This is a genomic window from Prescottella soli, from assembly GCF_040024445.1.
In the GTDB taxonomy this organism is placed as follows: Bacteria; Actinomycetota; Actinomycetes; order Mycobacteriales; family Mycobacteriaceae; genus Prescottella; species Prescottella soli.
The window spans coordinates 104,879-123,166 of record NZ_CP157276.1; the positions used below are offsets into that span (position 1 = coordinate 104,879).

The following is an 18,288-nucleotide window of genomic DNA, read 5'->3' on the forward strand; positions in this document are numbered from 1 at the left end:
GAGCAGATGACCACCCTGCAGCTCGAACCGACCCGGACCTGGATCATGCGATTCGCCGCCGACGTCGAGGCGCAGGTCGACACGCTCACCGAACTGGATCGACAAGTCGGCGACGGCGACTTCGGATTCAATCTGCGGTCGGCGGTGCGGGCCGCGCTGGCCGAGCTCGAAGCCCGGCCGCCCGAGCGACCCGGCGCCGTGTTCAGCCGGGTCTCGGACGCCTTCCTCGGCACGGGCGGAACCAGCGGCCCGCTCCTCGGGCTCTGGTTCGGGCGGATCGCCGCCGTGCCGGGCGAGGGCGTGTCCGCGGGTGATCTCGCGGCGGCGGTCGACACCGCCACTCAGGCCGTTCGACGCCTCGGGAAGGCGGATGTGGGGGACAAGACGATGGTGGATGCGATGGTGCCCGCTGCCGGGGCGCTTCTCGCATCCGCGGCGACATCGGATGACGTCTGCGTCGCCCTCGCCGCGGCCCGTGTCGCCGCCGCCGAGGGCGCCGAGTCGACCCGCGAACTGGTCGCAAGGCGTGGGAGGGCCAGCTACGTCGGCGAGCACGCCCGCGGGGTCGTGGACCCCGGTGCCTGCGCGATCGCGATGTTCTTCGCGGCCGCCCCGGTCGCAGGCGAGGACTCGTGAACACGTTGCGGGACAACGTCATCGACATTGCTGTCATCCTCGATGGCGGCCGCTCGGTCGGCGGATCAGCTCCGCGTGGCGGGCTCGCCCAACCGGGCGCGCACGCCGTCGATGAACAGCGCCAGGCCGAAGTCGAACCGCACCTGCGGGTCGCCGTCGAGGAGATCGTCGTCGGAGCCGAGGTCGGCGGCGGTCTCGGTGTCGGGCGACGCGGGCGCCCGGGTGAGCGCGCCCATCGCCTCCATCTGGGCGCGGGACTGCTCGTCGACGGTGTGACCGAGCACGAAGTACAGCAGGGTGTACGCCGCGAGCTCGGCGTAGGGGCGGGGGAGTCCCGCGCGGATCCCGGCGCCGACGAAGCTCTCGCGGGCGAGATTCGACGTCATGCGCGAGGCGTAGGTCGCGGCGACCAGCTCGGCGCCGTCCCGATGCGACAGCAGCGCCGTCCGCAGCCGTTGCGCGAGTTCGGCGATGCCGTCGTCCCACCGTTCGGAGGACACCGGGGCGTCGACGCCCTCGAGGATGCGGTCGGCCATCGCGCCGAGGAGGGTCTGCTTGTTCGGGAAGTGCCAGTACAGGGCGCCCGGCTGGACCCCGAGGGAGGTCGCGAGACGGCGCATCGTGAGGTCGGCGAGCCCGTACTCGTCGAGGATCGCCATGGCGCCGTCGAGGACGTCGCCGCGTCGTAGCTGCACTGACCTGCTCCTCCGGTTGGGATCGAGTCCGGCACCGCGCTTGCGCGGCGGCCGCCTCCTTTGACACTAATCGAACACGGCTCTAACGTGAACGCCGTTCAACTTGTACGGTGTTCAAGTCCGGCACCGAGCTCGTTGCTGTATCCGTCCGGTCCCGGGTGTCGGGACTGTTCGCACCCGAGGAGTTGCAGTGACCCAGGCCCCCGACATTCTCGCGATCGCCCGTGACCAGGTGCTCGAGCGCGGCGAGGCGTTGAAGCAGGAGCAGGTGCTCGAGGTGCTGCGGCTCGGCGACGACCGGCTCGAGGAGCTGCTCGCCCTCGCGCACGACGTCCGGATGAAGTGGTGCGGCCCGGAGGTCGAGGTCGAGGGCATCATCAGCCTCAAGACCGGCGGCTGCCCCGAGGACTGCCACTTCTGCTCGCAGTCGGGACTGTTCCAGTCGCCGGTCCGGGCGGCCTGGCTGGACATCCCGAGCCTGGTCGAGGCGGCCAAGCAGACCGCCAAGACCGGTGCCACCGAGTTCTGCATCGTCGCCGCCGTGCGCGGCCCCGACGAGAAGCTCCTCGCTCAGGTCGCGGCCGGCATCGAGGCGATCCGCAACGAGGTCGACATCCAGATCGCGTGCTCGCTCGGCATGCTCACCCAGGAACAGGTCGACCAGCTCGCCGCGATGGGCGTGCACCGCTACAACCACAACCTCGAGACCGCCGAGTCGTACTTCCCGAACGTCGTCACCACCCACACGTGGGAGGAGCGGTGGGACACGCTGCGGATGGTCCGGGAGGCCGGCATGGAGGTGTGCTGCGGCGGCATCCTCGGCATGGGGGAAAGCGTCGAGCAGCGCGCCGAGTTTGCGGCCAACCTCGCGGCCCTCGAACCCGACGAGGTGCCGCTGAACTTCTTCAACCCGCGCCCCGGCACGCCGTTCGGTGATCTCGACGTGCTGCCCGCCAGCGAGGCGCTCAAGTCGGTGGCGGCCTTCCGCCTCGCTCTGCCTCGCACGATCCTGCGCTTCGCCGGTGGACGCGAGATCACGCTCGGCGACCTCGGTGCCAAGCAGGGCATGCTCGGCGGCATCAACGCCGTCATCGTCGGCAACTACCTGACCACGCTGGGGCGGCCCGCCGAGAGCGACCTGGATCTGCTGGTCGATCTCGAGATGCCGATCAAGGCGCTCAATGCGACCCTCTGACGCCGTGAGCGAGGCCGTCGGGGCCGACGAGCGCTACAACCCGTTTACCGGGCACCGGATCGTCGTCGGCGTCGACGACGCGGTGCCCACGGCGGCGCAGCTGGGGCTCGAGCCGTCGCGCTTCTGCGAACAGTGCGGACGCCGGATGATCGTGCAGGTCAGCCCTGACGGTTGGTGGGCCAAGTGCTCTCGCCACGGTGTCCTCGACTCGGCCGAACTGGGCCGCAGGTAACGTCCGGTGGTGTGACGACACCCCAACGCCCCCGGCCCCGAGCCGTCCCGAGGATCGTCGTGTTCCTGGCGATCCTCGGTGTACCGGCCGGGGTCGTCTGGGCGTTTCTCGCGCCGGCGGAGCGGATGCTCGTCGTCGCTCAGAACCGGGGCGTCGTGCTCACGACCGAGAGTCTGCACCGCTTCGACTCGATCGCGATCTTCGCCGGCATCGGCCTCGTGCTGGGGGTGTTGTCGGCGGTCGTCGTGTGGGGAATGCGGCGGTCGCGCGGCCCCGGTGCGGCCGCCGCGCTGGTGCTGGGCTCCACACTGGGCGCGGGTGTGGCCGCGCTGGCGGGAATGGGTGTCGCGCGGCTGCGATTCCCGAAGGCCGATGACCCGACCGTCGGATCGATCATCGCGGCGGCCCCGGGCCTGTCGACACCGATGGTCCTCATCGTGCAGCCACTCGCGGCGACGCTCGTCTACATGCTGCTCGTGGCGCTGAGCCCGCACGACGACCTGGGGGTCGGTGGCGAGGAAGACGAACGCGGCAGTGACGCACCGGCCGTCGAGGAAGTCGACGAGCGCCTGTAGCGGTCGGGCCGACGTCACACGAGCGCCGCAAAGGCCCGCGGGATGGCCTTCTCCGTGCGCTGAGTGAACTCGGTGAACGGCGTCGCGTGGATGTCCGCGGCGGCGCCGCGCCCCTTTCGCTTCCAGGTGCCGACCACCCGGCCGCCGTCGACGATGGTGGGAGTGAACATTCCGTTGCCGCCGGGGTGAAGATGGTTCTCGAATTCCGGATCCACCGCCGCGCTACGGTCCCGGTAGCCGAGGATGAACTCGTCGAATCCGGGGAGCAGGAACACCCCGCGCGCGTTCCGTCGCTGTGCCGCGAGGAGGTCCGGGGTCGCAGGGTCGAAGAGGTAGTCGACGCCGTCCACCTGGACTCGGTCGAGGTGCTCGGCCGCCAGCGTCAGCCCCGTTCTTGCCTGCCGGACAGTCAGTTTCGTCCACCACACGAAGTCGTCGAGTGTGGCCGGGCCGTGACTGCGGAAGTAGCGCAGCGCCCACTCGCCGAGGGCCTCGTCGCCGTCGAGCTCGCGGCGCTCCCGGATCCACGTGTCCGCCGGCACCACCAGCTGGCGCCCGTCACGGACCGGTCCCAGGCACACCACCCCGGTCACGGCCAGCGTCCACAGGAGGTGCTGGCCGCGTTGGTCGGCGGTCTCGATGCCGGCCCGCTCCCACTCCTGCAGCAGTTCTCGGCGGTCCAAGCCGCCGTCCCGCAGCGCCGCGTGCGCGGTCTCCCGGGCTCGCCCCACCGCAGCATCGTCGATTCCCAGCCCGCGGTGCCGGGCGCCCATCCCGGACAGCATCCGCCGTCCGGTGAGTGCAAGCATCCACGACAGATCCTCCGCCGCCACGAAGTGCAGGGTTCCGCGCATCGGCCACGATCGGACGACCTCACCGGCGTTCAACGCCGCGATCAGCGACGCGCGGCCCTGCGGCCCGGACCGCAACGCGATCGAGGTCACCGCGCCGGGATAGTCCTGCGCCTGCGCCGCGGTCAGCCAGCGCACGGTCTCCGTCGCCGAACCGAACCCGGGGCCCGCGATCCTCTGTGCGACCAGCCGTAGCAGGGCGAGCTCACGCAGCGTCGTCATGCGACAAACCTAGTGGCAGCTACCGACAGACGATGCGGCGCAACGGTCGCCCGATCGACGGCCGATACGCTGCGCTGGTGATGTCGACGCGGAGCGAGAGCGAGCCGGCGTCCGCGCAGGCCAGGCGGGAGCCGCCGTTTCTGGTGGCGACGCTGGTGTTCATCGGTCTCGTGGTCGCCGTCGTCGGGAGCCTCGGCGCCCCGCTCATCACCGCGGTCGCCGCCGGTTACGGGGTTTCGCTCGCTGCGGCGCAATGGACACTGACCATCGCCCTGCTGTCCGGCGCGGTGACCACGCCGGTGCTGAGCCGGCTCGGGTCGGGACCGCGTCGTCGCGCCGTCGTGATCACCACGTTGGCGGTCGTCGCCGCGGGTAGCGCGCTGACGGTGTTGCCGGTGCCGTTCCCGGTCCTGTTGATCGGGCGCGCGGCCCAGGGGGTCGGGCTGGGGCTCACGGCGCTGACGATGGCCACGGCCCGCGACCACCTGTCCGAGGAGCGATCGGCCGGGACGATCGGGCTGTTGTCGGTCGCGTCCACCGCCGGTATCGGGGTGGGCTACCCGCTCGCCGGGCTGCTCACCGACTGGGCGGGCATCCGAGCCGCCTACGCGCTGGGGCTCGTCGTCGCGGCGGCGGCGTTGGTCGCGGCGACGCTGGTCCTGCCGGTCGCCCCGCCTCGGCCCCGGAGTCGGGTGGACGTGCGTGGTGCGGTGCTGCTCACCGCTGCGCTGCTGCCGCTTCTCCTGGTGATCAGCCAGACCGATCTGTGGCGCCGGCACACCGCGGTCGCCGCCGGAATCCTCGTGGTGTCGCTGCTCCTCCTCGCCGGCTGGACGGTCCTGGAACTGCGCACCGACCACCTGCTCGTCGACGTCCGGGCGCTGCGGCATCCGGCGGTGGCGGCGGCGAATCTGTCGATGCTGGTCGGCGGCGTCGCCATGTACCTCCTGCTGAGCCTCATCACCCGCTACGTCCAGACTCCGTCCGCGGCGGGCTACGGGTTCGGCCTGAGCACCTTCCAATCCGGGTTGGTGTTGGTGCCGTTCTCCCTGCTCGGGTTCGTCGCCGGCAGATTCATGCCGGCACTGCGTCGACGGCTCAGCGCCCGTGCTGTGCTGGCCGGGAGCGTCGGCGGCATCCTCGTCGCCTTCGTGACGTTCGCGCTCGCCCGGGACCACCTCGCCGAGTCCGTCGTCGCGATCAGCGTCCTCGGCCTCGGTGTCGGTGCGTTCTCGGCCGCGATGCCCGCGGCCATCCTCGCGGCCACGCCGCAGTCCGAGACCGCCGGCGCGATGGGCGTCAACCAGGTCGTGCGCAGCGTCGGGTTTTCCATCGGCAGTGCGCTCGGCGGGTTGATCCTCGCCGCCTACACCGGTCAGGTCTTCCCGAGCGAGTCCGGATACACCGTCGCGGCCTGGACCGGCGTCGCCGTCACCGCGGCGACTCTGGTCATCGTGCTGGCATTCCGCCCGTCCGCTGCCCGCTGACGACAATGCCGAATCCCGCACGGGAGAAATGGAACGTGTTCTAGTCTCGGTCGAATGGACGTGACATACGAGGGGACGAAGAGGGAAGTCGTCACCGACAAGGGGGTGCTGCGCTACCACGAGGCCGGCGACGGTCCGCCGCTGCTGCTCCTGCACGGCTCCGGAATCGGCGTGAGCGGTTGGCGCAACTATCGAGGAAACCTGGACGTGTTCGCCGAGCACTTCCACTGCTACATCATCGAGTTCCCCGGATTCGGGGTGAGCGATCCGGTCGACGGGCATCCCGTGCTCACCGCCGCATCGTCGGTGATCCGTTTCATGGATGCGCTGGGCATCGAATCGGCCGCGATGATCGGCAATTCCATGGGTGGTGTCGTCGGCGTCAACGTGGCGATGCGCCACCCCCAGCGGGTGAGCAAACTCGTCGCCATCGGTGGCGTCGGCCCGAACATCTTCAGCCAGAACCCGAGTGAGGGCACGCGGCTGCTGCAGGACTTCGCGGACGCCCCCAGCCGGCAGAAGCTGGTGCGGTGGCTGCGGTGCATGGTGCACGACCCGGCCGTGATCACCGAGGAGCGCATCGAGGAACGGTGGGAGACGGCCGGAGACCCGGCGTCACACAAGACGCTCGCCGCCATGTACGGGTCGGAATCGTTTGCAATGCAACAGCGGATGCTGGCCCAGTCGGACGTACCGCCGTACTGGTCGACTATGCACAAGGTGCAGTGCCCGACGCTGCTGACCTGGGGTCGTGAGGACCGGCAGTGTCCGCCCGACATGGCGATGATCCCGATGAGACTCATCCCCGACGCCGAGCTGCACATCTTCCCGAAGTGTGGGCACTGGGTGATGATCGAAGCCAAGGAGGCCTTCGAGCGCATCACGATCGAGTTCCTGTTGCGCACCGTGTGATTTCCTGGCCGCCGTTGCGAGCCAGGCGCCACGCAAGACCATGCGCGCCATCCTTCGGCGGCTCCGAATTCGATCCGTTCCCGCCTGGCCGCGTCGGGGATACGGCGAAGCCTGCCCCGACGGAGCCGTCCCGCGAGGGTGCTCGTTGGCTTACCTCGTCGCACTCGGCGAGGCCGGTTTCGTGGCGGCCAAGAAACAAGCAGGCATGCTTGCTTCGTTGGGTGGGTCCGCTTACAGTGGCGAAAGCTTGCTGGATGTGACCGCCATCACGGCGCCCGTCTCGGGTGGTCGTCCGGCGCGGTCCCGACGACGGATCGGATTTCTTGATGGACAAAGGAATTGGCAACGAGCATACGATTCCCGCGACGCTCGCTGCTCGGGTCGCGACAGCACCCGAGTCGACGTTCGTCCACTTCGGCGGCGAGGCGATCAGCTATGCAGAGATCGACGAGCGGTCGGACCGCGTCGCCACCGGTTGGTTGCGTCTGGGCCTCGGCCACGGCGACCGCATCGCCATCGCGGCGACGAACTCGCCGGAATGGATCGTCGCGCACCTCGCGGCGGCGAAGATCGGGGCGGTGTTGGTCACCCTCAACGTCGTCTACCGCGAGCGTGAATTCACCTACATGCTCACGCAGGCGGGGGCCCGTGCCCTGATCTGCGACGTGGAGTCGAACGGATTCGAGTTCGGACCCTTCCTCGACCAGCTTCGGCCCGACATTCCGACGGTCGAGCACGTTGTGTTCCTCGGTGGCGACGAGGCCCCGGGCCGACGACGGTGGGCGGACCTCGCAGCTACCGAGCCCGAGCCGGCGTTGCTCGCCCGCGCCGCCGAGTCCGTCCGGCCCACGGATCCGGCGGTCATCCTCTACACCTCCGGAACGACCGGGACGCCCAAGGGTGCCACCATCACTCACTCCAGCCTGCTCGCCTCGGCTGCCGCGCAGGTGGAGCGGTTCGAGCAGTCGGCTGCGGACGTGATTCTCGGCGTCATGCCGTTCAACCACGTCGGGGGGTTGACCTGCACGTTGGGCTCGACCCTCGTCACCGGGGGTGCGATCGCGCTGTTGCCGAGGTTCCATCCGGATCTGGTGGTCGACGTGATGGCCGGCACCGGGGTGACGATGTTCGTCGGCGTCCCGACCATGTACAAGATGGTGCTCGGCGCGGACTCCGTTGCAGGCGTGGACATGTCGAGCGTGCGCTTGTGCGTGGTCGGCGGATCCAACCTGGAACCGGCGCTTGCCGAGCAGGTCGCGGCGAGATTCGACGGCGTCCGAATCGCGAATCTCTACGGTATGTCCGAGACGTCCGGCGCCTGCGTCATCTCGCCCCTGGGTGACTCTCTGGAGACGGTCGGCCGCAGTATCGGAACCATGACCGGCGACTTCGAGGGCCGCATCGTCGACGACCGGAACACCCCGCTCGGCCCGGGGGAGGCCGGTGAGCTGCAGGTCCGCGGCGGGTGCGTAGCGGCGGGCTACTGGCAGCTGCCCGACGAGTCGGCCGCGACATTCCTCGCCGACGGCTGGCTCGCTACGGGCGACGTCGCTTCGATGTCGGAGGACGGGCACGTCAGCCTGCTCGGTCGCCAGAAGGAGATGTACGTGCGCGGCGGATACAACGTCTACCCGGCGGAGGTCGAGAACGTGCTTGCTGCGGACCCGACGGTGGCGATGTGCGCGGTGATCGGGGTGCCGGACGAGACCTTCGGCGAGACCGGGTACGCCTTCGTGGTGCCGGCGCCCGGTGCCGTGGTGGACGCCGAGTCGCTGCTCGAGCGGTGTCGGCGCACTCTAGCCAAATTCAAGGTGCCTGACCGGGTAGAGGTGGTCGACGGCCTGCCGATGACGCCGGCAGGCAAGATCCGGAAGGTCGCGCTGACGCCGCGGACCTGACCGGCCAGGGCGTCCGTCCCGGACCGCCGCGTGCACCCGGCTCCACGCGGTCCGAGACCGGGCTCAGTTCGTAAGAGGGGCTTGATATTTCCATCGAGGTCATTCGAGTCGCGGTGGCTGGATGTTCGGGCGGCGAAAAGGTGTCGCTCGTTTGACAGCGCTCGACCATCTGCCCGCATAGCATCGGACCGGGTCGGCGACCGAGTCGACCGAACCAGGGGGCGTTGTGCGGTGGTTGCTGTCGATACTCGCGGTGGTAGGGCTAGCGGGAGCGCTTCCGATATTCACGCCCACAACCGCATTCGCCTGTTCGTGCGCCTACCCACCTGACGGATCGCAGATCATCGAGCACGTCTCGCACGCTGCGGCCGTCTTCACCGGAACCACGACGGTCGAGCGAACCAACGGCTCGACAGTGTTCTACGAATTCGATGTCCGCGAAGTCTTCTCAGGCGACGTCGGGACGACGACCGTGGTGTCGTCGAGTACGCAAAGCAGCGCGTGCGGGCGCGGGTTCGAGATCGGCGACGAGTACCTGGTTTTCGCTTCGTCGTACGAGACCCACGGCGCGCCGTGGTCGGTCGAAAGCTGCTCGGCCACGACGACGTCGACCAACGAGCGGACCCGCCAGGCTGCCGTGACCGTGTACGGGGCGCCACACGCGCCTGACCCACAGCACGACAGCGTCGGTATCAGCGACGTCGGCACCCCACGGTGGTGGATGCTTGCCGTGACCGGTGGCGCAATCGTGCTCACCGCCGTGGTGGTGAGACGACTCAGGTCGGACAAAGGATGACATTTCGACGTCGGCGGATAACGACCACGTGTCGCGTATCGGAGCGTGGCCTCGTTCAGACCGGCGGTCGTAGTGCCGCGAATTCGTCGGTCACCCGCAGTTGCGCGTCCGTGAAGCGGTACAGCGCCGCGGGTCGTCCGCCGGAGCGTCCCGACCGAGCGGTGCGGCCGGTGGCGGTGATGACCCCGCGCCGGGCGAGGACTCGCTGGAGGTTGGTCGTGTCGACCTGGTATCCCAAAGCGGCGCAGTAGATCTCGCGCAGGGTCGACATCGTGAACTCGTCCGGCGCGAGGGCGAAGGCGATGTTGGTGTACGACAGCTTCGCCGCGAGCCGGGTCCGGGCGTGCTCCACGACGGTGCCGTGGTCGAACGACATCGCCGGCAGCGCCGAGACCGGGTGCCAGGCCGTGTCGGGCGGTAGCTGGGGATCGGCGGGGAGGGGGACCAGTCCGAGGTAGGTCGAGGCGATGCGGCGGTCGCCGGGCACGCGGTGCGGATCGCTGAACACCGACAACTGCTCGAGATGCGCGACCTCGCGGACGTCGACCTTCTCGGCGAGCTGTCGCCTGGCCGACGTCTTGAGGTCCTCGTCGGCGCGCAGGGTGCCGCCGGGCAGCGACCAGGTGCCCTTCTGCGGGTCGAGTGCGCGCTGCCACAGCAGGACCATCAGCTCGTCGGTTCGGCATCCGTTCGGTCCGTGATGCCCGTCACCTGCGGTGATGGGTTCCACCACCGGTCGAACCTGGAACACCGCGGTGAGCACTTCGTGGACGGTGCTACCATGTGGCATGTTTTCGATCCTAAGTCGAAAACCTCGATTTCGGAAATTCGGGCCAGCCCGCCCGGGTTGTAGTGACGGAGCTGTCGAAGAGGCTTCGGAAGAAGGAGTGGCCATGACCTCGACGTTGTGGGCGGGTGCAGGACAGATCGTGGACGGCCCCGGTGGGTACACCGGCGTCGAGGCCGGGCCCGAGTGGGCCGCCGAGGTGCGCCGCCTGGCGAAGGAACGTAACGCCACGATCCTGGCGCACAACTACCAGCTGCCGGAGATCCAGGATGTGGCCGACCACGTCGGTGACTCGCTGGCGCTCTCGCGCATCGCCGCCGAGGCGGAAGAGGGCACCATCGTGTTCTGCGGTGTCCATTTCATGGCCGAGACCGCCAAGATCCTCAGTCCCGAGAAGACCGTGCTGATCCCGGACGAGCGGGCCGGCTGCTCGCTCGCCGACTCGATCACCGCCGACCAGCTCCGCGAGTGGAAGGCCGAGCACCCCGACGCGCTGGTGGTGTCGTACGTCAACACCACCGCCGAGGTGAAGGGCCTGACCGACATCTGCTGCACGTCGTCCAACGCGGTCGACGTCGTCGCCTCGATCGACCCCGACCGGGAGGTGCTGTTCCTGCCGGACCAGTTCCTCGGCGCGCACGTCAAGCGCGTGACCGGCCGCGAGAACATGCACATCTGGGCGGGTGAGTGCCACGTGCACGCCGGCATCAACGGCGACGAGCTCACCGCGAAGGCCAAGAGCCACCCGGACGCCGAGCTGTTCGTGCACCCCGAGTGCGGCTGCGCCACGTCGGCGCTCTACCTGGCCGGTGAGGGCTTCGTCCCCGAGGACAAGGTCAAGATCCTCTCGACCGGCGGCATGCTCGACGCGGCGCGCGAGACCGGCGCCCGTCAGGTGCTCGTCGCCACCGAGGTCGGCATGCTGCACCAACTGCGCAAGGCCGCTCCGGGCGTCGACTTCCAGGCCGTCAACGACCGCGCGTCGTGCCCCTACATGAAGATGATCACGCCGGCGGCGTTGCTGCGATGCCTCGTCGAGGGCAAGGACGAGGTTCACGTCGCTCCCGATGTCGCGGAACGCGCGCGAAAGTCCGTGCAGCGCATGATCGAGATCGGAAACCCCGGCGGCGGGGAGTAATGGTCGCCGGACCCGGGGGTGACGGCGTCGTGTGGGAGGCGCGCGCGGATCTGGTCGTCGTCGGGGGAGGCGTCGCCGGGCTGACCGCGGCGCGGACCGCTGCCGAGCAGGGGCTCCGGGTCCTCGTGGTCAGCAAGGGCGGCCCCACCGACACCGCCACCCAGTACGCGCAGGGCGGCATCGCGGTCGTAGGGGACCCGCGCACCGACTCGGTGGACTCGCACACCGGCGACACGTGTGTCGCTGGCGTCGGGTTGTGCGACGAGGCGGCCGTCCGGTCGATCGTGTCCTCCGGCCGCGAAGCGCTCGCCGCCCTCACCGCCCTGGGCGCGGTGTTCGACGTCGGGTCCGACGGCAACGTGTCCCGGACCCGCGAGGGCGGTCACAGCACCCGCCGGATCGTCCACGCCGGTGGTGACGCGACCGGGGCCGAGGTGCAGCGCGCGCTGAATGCGGCCGGGATGCCCGTCCTGTTCGGCGCCGCGGCGGCCCGGGTGACGACCGATCGGCGCGGTGTCACGGGCCTGATCGTGTTGTCCGAGAAGGGGCTCGGCGTCATCCATGCCCCCGCGGTGGCGCTGGCGACCGGAGGGCTGGGGCAGCTGTACTCGTGCAGCACCAACCCTGAGGGCGCGACCGCCGACGGCATCGCCCTGGCGCTCGAGGCCGGTGCGAGCGTCGCCGACCTCGAGTTCGTGCAGTTCCATCCCACGGTGCTGTACGCGCCGGGCGGCGTCGGCCGTCGGCCCCTGATCAGCGAGGCGGTGCGCGGTGAGGGTGCACGACTCGTCGACGGGGAAGGCCGTTCGATCACCGACGGGGTGCACCCACAGGGCGATCTGGCCCCGCGCGATGTCGTCTCGCGTGCGATCGCGCGTCGCCTGTTGGAGAGCGGGACCGATCACGTGTACCTCGACGCACGGCACCTGTCGGGATTCGCGACGCGTTTCCCGACCGTGACCGCGTCGTGCCTGGCCGCGGGCATCGATCCGGCCGAACAACTGATCCCGGTGGCGCCAGCCGCGCACTATTCGTGCGGCGGAGTGGTCACTGACGTCCACGGGCGCACGGAGGTCCCGGGGCTGTACGCGGTGGGCGAGGTGGCCCGGACCGGCCTGCACGGCGCGAACCGGCTCGCGTCGAACAGTCTTCTCGAGGGCCTCGTGGTGGGCGAGCGTGTCGGGCGCGCCGCGGCCGAGCGTGTCGGGGTTTCCGTCGAGGCCGACGACCTGCTGCTTCCGTTCCGGCGGCGGGCACCTCGCGAGCGCGTGCAGGCGCTCATGACCGCACACGCCTCCGTCGTGCGCGATGGTGGCGGACTCGACAGCGCAGCAGTGGAATTGGCGCGAAGTGAAGTCGTGGTGGCCGGCAGCGGTCGGGCGCTCGAGGACACCTCGCTCACGGTGGCGGCCTCCGCCCTCGTGATGGCGGCGTCGGTGCGGCGCGAAAGCCGCGGCTGCCACACCCGTGCGGATTACCCGGAGACGTCCGACGAATTTCGGCGCAGCATCCCGGTGCGCATCGGACGTGACGGCGAACTCGAAGTACACGAATTGCAACCGATAGGAGCACGATGATCGCGCTGGACCGACTCGATCCCGAGGAGACGCTCGCACTGGTGCGCACTGCACTCGACGAGGACCTCCGCTACGGACCGGACGTCACGTCGGTCGCGACGGTCCCCGAGGGTGCCGTCGCCAAGGCGTCCGTCGTGGCCCGTGCCGCCGGTACGGTCGCCGGAGTCGACGTCGGGCTCTCGGTGCTCGACGAGGTGATCGGCGCGGGCAACTACGACGTGCTCGACCGGGTCGCCGACGGAACCCGTGTGCAGCCCGGCGACGCCGTGCTCACCGTCAACGCGCCGACGCGCGGCCTGCTGACCGCCGAGCGGACAATGCTGAACCTGATGTGCCACCTGTCCGGCATCGCCACCGCCACGTCCGCGTGGGTCGACGCGGTTGCCGGGACCGACTGCAAGATCCGCGACACCCGCAAGACCATTCCCGGCCTGCGTGGCCTGCAGAAGTACGCGGTGCGGGTCGGTGGCGGCGTGAACCACCGGATGGGCCTGGGCGACGCCGCCCTCATCAAGGACAACCACGTGGCGGCCGCCGGTTCCGTCGTCGCCGCGCTCCACGCAGTGCGCGCGGCCGCTCCGGATATCGAGTGCGAGGTGGAGGTCGACACCCTCGCCCAGCTCGACGAGGTGCTCGCCGAGGGCGTCGACCTCATTCTGCTGGACAATTTCCCGCTGTGGCAGACCCAGTCTGCGGTGCAACGCCGCGACGCAGTCTCGCCGGGCACCAAGCTCGAGTCGTCGGGCGGCCTCACCCTGGATGTGGCCGCGGACTACGCGCGGACAGGTGTCGACTTCGTCGCGGTGGGGGCGCTCACGCATTCGGTCGCGGTCCTCGATCTCGGCCTGGACATGTAGGTCGCCACAGCTCAGCCCTGCCGCCGGACCGTGACGACACGGCCCGGCGGCGCTGTTTTATCTTCGTGTTCCCCGGTTCGAGCGGTATGGTCCCGGCATGGTGCGGTCGGGCGGAAATTCCGGCGACCCGACCGTTCGTATCCGCGCGGACTGTCGGGTCAGTGGTCCGCGCTGCTTGCATCGTTCCTTCACCTGGACGTCCCGCCCGGTGCGTCCTCGCTCACAGTTGATCTTGATAGTTCCTTTGGTGACTGAAATGTCTGGTAAGACTCACTAGTCGGGGGATGCATGGCGGACGAGCGGAGGGGTGCTGTGGCACAGCAAGTTTCGAATCGCGCAGCGCCCCAGGGCGATGCCGCGCGGCCCTCGGAGGGGGCGCTCGCCGAGAGTGCGGATCCGCTCCCGCCGAGATTGTCGGTTGCCGTCCAGCCGCGCGACGATCTGTGCGCACTGCTCGACCGCCTCGTCGTCACGCCCGCGCCCGGCCGGGTATTCGTTTGTTCGCCTGCGGGTACCGGAAAGACTGCGCTGCTGGCCGACTGGAGCGCGCGAGTCGGCGAAGGCGATGGTCCCGCCGTCGCGTGGTTGACACTCGACGCCCTGGACAACGATCCGGACCTGCTGGAAGACAGGCTTGCAGTGGCGCTGCGGTTCGTGGCGTCGCGAGGCGGTGAGTCCTCCCGTACACGCTCGCTCCTCGAATCCGTGCGACTCGTGTCCGAATCGTCGCGCGACGCGGTCCTCGTTCTCGACGACGTGCACGGTGTCGAGAACGAGGACTCTCTCCGACTGCTGGAACACCTTTTGGACGCAACGCCGGCAAACCTGACGGTGGTCCTCGCCTCACGGTTTGCTCCCGAGCTGCCGTGGGTGCGGTACGCGGCGGACGGTTCCCTCACCTTGATCGGTTGGGAGGACCTCGCTCTCGACCGCGCCGCGGCCGCTGCAATCTTCGCCGAGCACCGGTGCGCGGTCTCGACGTCGGAACTCGACGCGGTCCTGGATCTGACCGGAGGCTGGGCGGTTCCGGTGCGTATCGCTGCGACCCGGCTGGCGCCGCTCGGCGACCTCACCAGCGGCATCGCCGACCTGGCGCGGTACCCGCAGTCGATCTCCGAACACGTGATCGGGGAGATGGTCTCGGGCCTGCCCGACGGGCTCCGGCGATTCGTGGAGGCGACCAGCATCGTCGATCGGTTCGGCCCCGATCTCGCCGCGTGCCTGGACGACGTGAACGTGGACCTGGCGCTCGCCGAGCGGGAACGGTTCTGCGTGCCGATCCATCGGGTCTGGTCCGGTGACGAACTGCAGTATGCGTGGCACCCACTGGTCCGTGCGCACATGCGATCGCAACTGCGTGCCACCGACCCGGACCGCCTGGCGCGACTGCATGCGGCGGCGGGTGGCTGGTTCGCCCGTGCGGGACAGCCGATCGTCGCGATCGAACACCTGCTGGAGGCCGGGGACGCCCTGGCGATCGTGGACTTCGTCTACAAGCACGGCATAGCGGCGGTGTGTGACGGACACGGCGACGCGCTGCTGGATCTGGTCGGCCCGCGCCACGGCGACAAACAGGGTGTCCGACTCCTCCGCGCCCTCGATGCGCTCGAGCGGAACTATCCCGATGCCGCCCGGACGTACTTCGGTACCGCAGTGGCCACGGATGCGGTCGCGCTCCGCCCAGAACTGGCCAAAGCGTTCGCCGCCGCGCTGGCCGTCGAGATCGCCGTGATCTCCGGGCAGCCCATGCCGACCGGCGCGGATGCCGCGCGCGACTTGCGGTCCGGCACCGGCAGCGTCGATCTGGACTGCTACGTCACGACACAGCGTGCGGCCGCATGCATGTTCACAGGCGACCTCATCGGCAGCGAACGACTGCTCCGGCAGGCCCTGGCGTTCGCCGACCTGGGCGCTCACCCTCGACTCGTACTGCGCTGTCTGGCAAGGCTTTCCATCGTTGCTGGCATTCGTGGGGATCTGGTGACGATGACCACCCGCGCGGAGCACGCGCTTCGGTACGCGGTCGATCAGGGGCAGCTCCATCGGATCGATGCCTTTCAGTGCGCCGCCGCCGTCTGCATGGACAAGCATCTTCGGTCTGAGCAGCTGCCCGACGACAGTCCGATCTACGCGCTCGTGTCCGGTCCGGGGCGGCATCAGCGTCCCGACGGAACCACCGCCCCGATCTCGGGCGGCCATGCGGAGGTCGCGTTCGCGATTCTCGAAGCGCGACGCAACCCCATCCCGACCGTCGACGACGCCGACGCCGTCGCCCGGGCCATGACGGGCATGCTCACCCGGGGCGCGCAGGCAGGCTTGAGCAACACCTTCCTCACACCCACCATCGCCGTGCTGCTGGATGCGGGACGGGTGGCCTCGGCGGCCGACGTCGTCGACACGGCGCATCGGGTGTTCGGTGAGAACCTCGACGTGCGGGTGGCCCGAGCGATGATCTTCATCGTGCAGGGAGACTCGGCATCCGGCCACGAGCTTCTGGACTCGGTGCTCGAGGCGCCGGAGGTTCAGCATCCGGCGCTGGGCGTGCGTGCCTGGATGTTGCGCGCCGTCGTGGCGCATCGCGAGAATAGATCCGCCGACGCGGCAGGGGCGGTGCGTAAGGCACTCGAGCTCGCCGAACCGAACGGGATCGTCAGTCCCTTCGTCGACTGTGCCGGTGATGCCGCGGAACTGCTCTCCCGGATCCCTCCAGGGACCGACCACACGCGCGTCTTCCTCGACCACGTGCAGGCGAAACTCGTCGAGGCGCACGAGGGCCGCAACCCGGGGCTGACCCGAACCGAGAAGGTCATTCTGGCCGAACTGCGCACCGGCAAACCGCTGCGAGTAATCGCTCAGCAGTTGCACGTCTCGCTCAACACCGTTCGTACGCACACCCGAAACGTCTATCGCAAGCTCGACGCGTCCAGCCGGGCCGAGGCGCTGGAGGTTGCGGCACGCCGTCGGCTGCTCTGACCCCCGGTCCCGTCTCACACGAAGGCGGGGCGGGGCGACTGGCGCCCCGCCCCGCCTACCGGGTGTCTCAGTGCGAGAAGGCCTGCGCAGCGTGTCCCGTACCGGCGCGGAGATGTTCGATGACGTCCTTGATCGCGACGACGAGCTTCCAGGCGAGGTCTCGGCTGAAGCCCTCCCTCAGCACGATGCGCAGTACGGCGACGTCCTCGGCGTTCGCCGGCATCGTGTAGGCGGGAACCTGAAAGCCGCGGGCCCGCAGTTCATGCGAAATGTCGAAGACCGTGAAGCCGGGATCGCCGACGACCTCGAACGAGAGGACCGGAATGGCACTGCCGTCGGTGATGATCTCCATGTTGTCGATCTTCGAGATCTCGCTGGACAGCATCAGCGCGGTGTCGCGCAGCGACTCCATGATCTGCGTGTAGCCGGCGACCCCGAGCCGGACCAGGTTGTAGTACTGCCCGACGACCTGGTTACCGGGCCGCGAGAAGTTGAGTGTGAACGTCGGCATGTCGCCGCCGAGGTAGTTGACCCGGAACACGAGGTCCTCCGGCAGGTGCTCCTTCGACCGCCACACGACGAATCCGATTCCGGGGTAGGTCATTCCGTACTTGTGGCCGCTCACGTTGATGGAGACGACCCGCGGAATCCGGAAGTCCCACTCCAGTTCCGGGTGCAGGAAGGGGACCACGAATCCGCCGCTCGCGGCGTCGACGTGCATGGGCACGTCCGGCCCGCCCGCAGCCGCCAACTCGTCGAGTGTTGCCGCGATCTCGGCGACCGGCTCGAGCTCGCCGGTGAATGTGGTCCCGAGGATGGCCACCACACCGATGGTGTTCTCGTCGACCGCTTCGCGTACCTGCTCCGGCGTGATGACGTAGCGTCCCTTCTCCATCGGCAGGTACTTCGGCTCGACGTCGAAGTAGCGGCAGAACTTCTCCCACACCACCTGGACGTTGCTGCCGAGGACGAGGTTCGGACGGTCCGTGTCCTTGCCGGCCGCCCGGCGGGCCTCCCGCCACCTCCACTTGAGTGCCAGGCCCGCCAGCATCACCGCCTCGGACGAGCCGACGGTCGAGACACCGGTGGCCGAGGTCGGATCGGACTCGGAGAGTTCCTCCGCGTTGAAGAGGGCGGCGACCATGTTGACGCAACGGGTTTCGATCTCGGCGGTCGCCGGGTACTCGTCCTTGTCGATCATGTTCTTGTCGAACGTCTCCGCCATCAGGCGGTCGGCCTGCGGATCCATCCAGGTGGTCACGAAGGTGGCCAGGTTCAGTCGCGAGCTTCCGTCCAACATCAACTCGTCGTGGATGAACCGGTAGGCCGCTTCGGGCTCGGTCTCGGCCTTGGGCATTCGCAAGGCGGGAATCGGATCGGTTCCCAGTCGTCCCGTGTATGCGGGTGCCAGCGTCTCAGTGGGAGCGGCAAAGTTGTTCGACATCTTCTCTCCTCCG

The 18,288-nt window shown here is 69.1% G+C and carries 16 protein-coding genes; 12 read left to right on the forward strand and 4 right to left on the reverse strand.

Annotated features, from left to right (window positions below; genetic code table 11):
• The first annotated feature begins 6 nt into the window (after positions 1-6).
• Positions 7-636, forward strand: a complete 630-nt coding sequence (gene dhaL / locus ABI214_RS00585) for a dihydroxyacetone kinase subunit DhaL (RefSeq protein ID WP_348605278.1) — start codon at positions 7-9, stop codon at positions 634-636.
• 65 nt (positions 637-701) lie between these two features.
• On the opposite strand, the gene ABI214_RS00590 is transcribed toward dhaL, so the two are convergent.
• Positions 702-1,331: a TetR/AcrR family transcriptional regulator C-terminal domain-containing protein gene (locus ABI214_RS00590; RefSeq protein ID WP_348605279.1), complete on the reverse strand. Its 630-nt coding sequence runs from the start codon at positions 1,329-1,331 to the stop codon at positions 702-704.
• A 190-nt stretch (positions 1,332-1,521) separates the two neighbouring features.
• Between ABI214_RS00590 and bioB the strand changes: the two genes are divergently transcribed.
• Genes bioB through ABI214_RS00605 form a run of 3 tightly spaced genes read left to right on the forward strand, consistent with a single transcriptional unit; the run spans position 1,522 to position 3,333 of the window.
• Positions 1,522-2,526, forward strand: coding sequence for a biotin synthase BioB (gene bioB / locus ABI214_RS00595; RefSeq protein WP_348605280.1), 1,005 nt, complete (start codon positions 1,522-1,524; stop codon positions 2,524-2,526).
• Positions 2,513-2,758, forward strand: a complete 246-nt coding sequence (locus ABI214_RS00600; RefSeq protein ID WP_348605281.1) for a hypothetical protein — start codon at positions 2,513-2,515, stop codon at positions 2,756-2,758. Before bioB ends, ABI214_RS00600 begins: the two co-directional genes overlap by 14 nt.
• An 11-nt stretch (positions 2,759-2,769) precedes the next feature.
• A complete protein-coding gene (locus ABI214_RS00605) occupies positions 2,770-3,333 on the forward strand; it encodes a DUF2567 domain-containing protein (protein WP_348605282.1) in 564 nt (187 codons plus the stop codon).
• Between the two features lie 14 nt (positions 3,334-3,347).
• Here ABI214_RS00605 and ABI214_RS00610 read toward each other — a convergent pair whose 3' ends face one another.
• A complete protein-coding gene (locus ABI214_RS00610; RefSeq protein ID WP_348605283.1) occupies positions 3,348-4,406 on the reverse strand; it encodes a winged helix DNA-binding domain-containing protein in 1,059 nt (352 codons plus the stop codon).
• Positions 4,407-4,438: 32 nt separating this feature from the next.
• Here ABI214_RS00610 and ABI214_RS00615 point away from each other — a divergent pair, with 32 nt between their 5' ends.
• The 4 genes from ABI214_RS00615 to ABI214_RS00630 all read left to right on the forward strand — a co-directional run bounded on the left by ABI214_RS00615 (position 4,439) and on the right by ABI214_RS00630 (position 9,499).
• Positions 4,439-5,893: an MFS transporter gene (locus ABI214_RS00615; RefSeq protein WP_348605284.1), complete on the forward strand. Its 1,455-nt coding sequence runs from the start codon at positions 4,439-4,441 to the stop codon at positions 5,891-5,893.
• Positions 5,894-5,947: 54 nt separating this feature from the next.
• Complete coding sequence (locus ABI214_RS00620) at positions 5,948-6,805, forward strand: alpha/beta fold hydrolase (protein WP_348605285.1); 858 nt, start codon at positions 5,948-5,950, stop codon at positions 6,803-6,805.
• 326 nt (positions 6,806-7,131) lie between these two features.
• Positions 7,132-8,703: a class I adenylate-forming enzyme family protein gene (locus ABI214_RS00625; RefSeq protein ID WP_348605286.1), complete on the forward strand. Its 1,572-nt coding sequence runs from the start codon at positions 7,132-7,134 to the stop codon at positions 8,701-8,703.
• 415 nt (positions 8,704-9,118) lie between these two features.
• On the forward strand, positions 9,119-9,499 hold the full coding sequence (locus tag ABI214_RS00630) for a hypothetical protein (protein ID WP_348605287.1): 381 nt from the start codon (positions 9,119-9,121) through the stop codon (positions 9,497-9,499).
• A gap of 55 nt (positions 9,500-9,554) precedes the next feature.
• Here ABI214_RS00630 and ABI214_RS00635 read toward each other — a convergent pair whose 3' ends face one another.
• A complete protein-coding gene (locus ABI214_RS00635; protein ID WP_348605288.1) occupies positions 9,555-10,289 on the reverse strand; it encodes an NUDIX hydrolase in 735 nt (244 codons plus the stop codon).
• 103 nt (positions 10,290-10,392) lie between these two features.
• Here ABI214_RS00635 and nadA point away from each other — a divergent pair, with 103 nt between their 5' ends.
• The 4 genes from nadA (at position 10,393) to ABI214_RS00655 (ending at position 16,831) form a co-directional block, all read left to right on the forward strand.
• The gene (gene nadA / locus ABI214_RS00640; protein WP_348605289.1) at positions 10,393-11,424 is read left to right on the forward strand and encodes a quinolinate synthase NadA; all 1,032 of its coding nucleotides are present in this window, start codon (positions 10,393-10,395) and stop codon (positions 11,422-11,424) included.
• The gene (locus ABI214_RS00645) at positions 11,424-13,001 is read left to right on the forward strand and encodes an L-aspartate oxidase (protein WP_348605290.1); all 1,578 of its coding nucleotides are present in this window, start codon (positions 11,424-11,426) and stop codon (positions 12,999-13,001) included. Before nadA ends, ABI214_RS00645 begins: the two co-directional genes overlap by 1 nt.
• A complete protein-coding gene (gene nadC / locus ABI214_RS00650) occupies positions 12,998-13,858 on the forward strand; it encodes a carboxylating nicotinate-nucleotide diphosphorylase (RefSeq protein ID WP_348605291.1) in 861 nt (286 codons plus the stop codon). The genes ABI214_RS00645 and nadC overlap by 4 nt, the downstream gene beginning before the upstream one ends.
• 312 nt (positions 13,859-14,170) lie before the next feature.
• A complete protein-coding gene (locus tag ABI214_RS00655; protein ID WP_348605292.1) occupies positions 14,171-16,831 on the forward strand; it encodes a helix-turn-helix transcriptional regulator in 2,661 nt (886 codons plus the stop codon).
• 67 nt (positions 16,832-16,898) lie between these two features.
• Here ABI214_RS00655 and ABI214_RS00660 read toward each other — a convergent pair whose 3' ends face one another.
• Positions 16,899-18,275: a glutamate decarboxylase gene (locus ABI214_RS00660; RefSeq protein WP_348605293.1), complete on the reverse strand. Its 1,377-nt coding sequence runs from the start codon at positions 18,273-18,275 to the stop codon at positions 16,899-16,901.
• Between the last annotated feature and the right edge of the window lie 13 nt (positions 18,276-18,288).

Bases quoted from the DNA above. Each gene is read 5' to 3' on its own strand.
- ABI214_RS00610 (WP_348605283.1), bottom strand. From the start codon at position 4,406: ATGACGACGCTGCGTGAGCTCGCCCTGCTACGGCTGGTCGCACAGAGG.
- dhaL (WP_348605278.1), top strand. From the start codon at position 7: ATGACCACCCTGCAGCTCGAACCGACCCGGACCTGGATCATGCGATTC.
- nadA (WP_348605289.1), top strand. From the start codon at position 10,393: ATGACCTCGACGTTGTGGGCGGGTGCAGGACAGATCGTGGACGGCCCC.
- ABI214_RS00620 (WP_348605285.1), top strand. From the start codon at position 5,948: ATGGACGTGACATACGAGGGGACGAAGAGGGAAGTCGTCACCGACAAG.
- ABI214_RS00635 (WP_348605288.1), bottom strand. From the start codon at position 10,289: ATGCCACATGGTAGCACCGTCCACGAAGTGCTCACCGCGGTGTTCCAG.
- ABI214_RS00615 (WP_348605284.1), top strand. From the start codon at position 4,439: ATGCGGCGCAACGGTCGCCCGATCGACGGCCGATACGCTGCGCTGGTG.
- ABI214_RS00645 (WP_348605290.1), top strand. From the start codon at position 11,424: ATGGTCGCCGGACCCGGGGGTGACGGCGTCGTGTGGGAGGCGCGCGCG.
- nadC (WP_348605291.1), top strand. From the start codon at position 12,998: ATGATCGCGCTGGACCGACTCGATCCCGAGGAGACGCTCGCACTGGTG.
- ABI214_RS00660 (WP_348605293.1), bottom strand. From the start codon at position 18,275: ATGTCGAACAACTTTGCCGCTCCCACTGAGACGCTGGCACCCGCATAC.
- ABI214_RS00600 (WP_348605281.1), top strand. From the start codon at position 2,513: ATGCGACCCTCTGACGCCGTGAGCGAGGCCGTCGGGGCCGACGAGCGC.
- ABI214_RS00625 (WP_348605286.1), top strand. From the start codon at position 7,132: ATGGACAAAGGAATTGGCAACGAGCATACGATTCCCGCGACGCTCGCT.